A 1,888-nucleotide genomic window follows, 5' to 3' on the forward strand; every position below is an offset into this window, starting at 1 on the left:
GGCATGCGCGGCGATACCGGCGCCCACCACGGCGGCGGCGGTACCGCCGACCGCGTCGGCATTGGCTTCGATACCGAATTGATTGATGTCGGTAAGGCGCTCGTAAAAGCTGCCTTTATCCCAGAAACCGTCTTCGGAGCAGCCGATACAGCCGTGACCGGCTTGAATCGGGAAGGATGTGCCTTCGTTCCATTTCACGGTCGAGCAGGCGTTGTAAGTGGTCGGCCCCTTGCAGCCCATTTTGTACAGGCAGTGGCCCATCCGCGCCGCTTCGTCGTCCCATTGTTCGACGAATTGGCCGGCGTCGAAATGCGGCCGCCGGTAGCATTTGTCGTGGATACGCTGGCTGTAGAACATCTGCGGCCGGCCTTGTTTGTCCAGCGTCGGCAGTTTGTCGAAAGTCAACAAATACGCTACCACGGCGGTCATCACTTCGGCGATCGGCGGGCAGCCGGGGACTTTGATGATGGGTTTGTCGGCCAAGCCGGGGACTTTGTGTACCGGGGTGGCTCGAGTCGGGTTAGGTTTGGCGGCCTGCACGCAACCCCAGGAAGCGCAGGAACCCCAGGAAATAATGGCCTTGCAGCTTTCCGCCGCGTATTTGAGTTGTTCGACGAAGGGCTTGCCGCCGATGATGCAATACATGCCGTCTTCGGCCAGCGGCGGATTGCCTTCCACGGCCAGGATGTAGTTGCCTTTATATTTTTCGACGATCTCGGTGACGATGGCTTCGGCGTTATGGCCGGCGGCAGCCATGATGGTGTCGTCGTAATCCAGCGACAGCATGGACAATATCACGTCTTTCGCCAGCGGATGGCCGGAACGGATGAAGGATTCCGAGCAACAGGTGCATTCCAGTCCGTGCAGCCACAACACCGGGATGCGCGGTTTGGTTTCCATGGCATGGGCAATCTTCGGGGCGAAGGCCGGGGACAAGCCCAGCGAGGCTGCGGTAAGGCTGCAAAACTTCAGAAAACTGCGGCGGGTGATGCCTTGGCGGCGCATCACATCGTAAAAGGTTTCGATCACGTAAGCTCCCGGCGTTGTTATATGCAAGCTGAAAACGTGGCGTCTGCCCGCAAAGGTAGATGCTTTTTTCAGTGCGGCACCGTTAAGGCCGAATCGGCCGGCAGGTGCTGAATTATTATTTGCCCGGCCCTAAAAATTCGGTTTGCCCCGGTTGCCTGCAAGGGGCTGCATCAGTCAGGCCGCCAAAAGCTCGGCCCGAACGGAATGTATTGGAAAATTCGGAACGGTTTCCTGAACCCCCTTTTCGCGGATGAACCGAGAGTCGGCATGGTTTACCGCAACATTTATGCCTGATTGCGGAAGCGCCTAAAACCTTGTGATTTGTGGGATAAATGGAAAGGGGACGGCGAATTTTTTGTGCGTCTTATTACAAAGCCGACAAATTACCCCGATAAATGCGCGGAATATGACATTTAGATGAAGGCGTCGTATGTTTCGATTTAAACCCGAGGGATAGAAAAATTCCGGTAACTGGTAACTATTCAGCGTAGTTTGGGTTAGGCTCGAGCCGTAACCCAACGCATAGTCTTATGGCGGCTCAATGGCTTCGATTTCCGATGTATTCGGGGGAATTGAGTAGGCGAACGGAATTAAGCGATTCGATTAATGGCGACGAATTTGTTTTGCGGGGTGAGTTCCATTTCGAAATAGCCCTGGATACCGTCCTTGGTTAAAAAACGCTGTATTTTACTGGCCGGAAACTGGATGCGGCGGCCGTCGTCCGCCCGCACATTGACGGTATTGGCAATGCCTTGATAGACGGCCAGAAACTGGTCGTAGCTTAAATAAAGGTTGAAACGGATAAATTGGTTGGCCGACATGGAAGGCGCCGTGCCGGCTTGGGCCGGCACGGCGAATG

The 1,888-nt window shown here is 55.3% G+C and carries 2 protein-coding genes; both read right to left on the reverse strand.

Translation table 11 applies throughout. The features are described from left to right. Window positions 1-1,029, reverse strand: a 1,029-nt coding sequence (locus NP596_RS21150; RefSeq protein WP_256617360.1) for a hydrogenase small subunit, incomplete at its 3' end; no start/stop codon positions are given. A 590-nt stretch (window positions 1,030-1,619) separates the two neighbouring features. Further along, window positions 1,620-1,888: DUF2835 domain-containing protein (locus tag NP596_RS21155; protein WP_256617361.1), on the reverse strand; the 269-nt coding region annotated here is incomplete at its 5' end.

The sequence above is a fragment of the Methylomonas rivi genome (genome assembly GCF_024505165.1).
Taxonomy (GTDB): domain Bacteria; phylum Pseudomonadota; class Gammaproteobacteria; order Methylococcales; family Methylomonadaceae; genus Methylomonas; species Methylomonas rivi.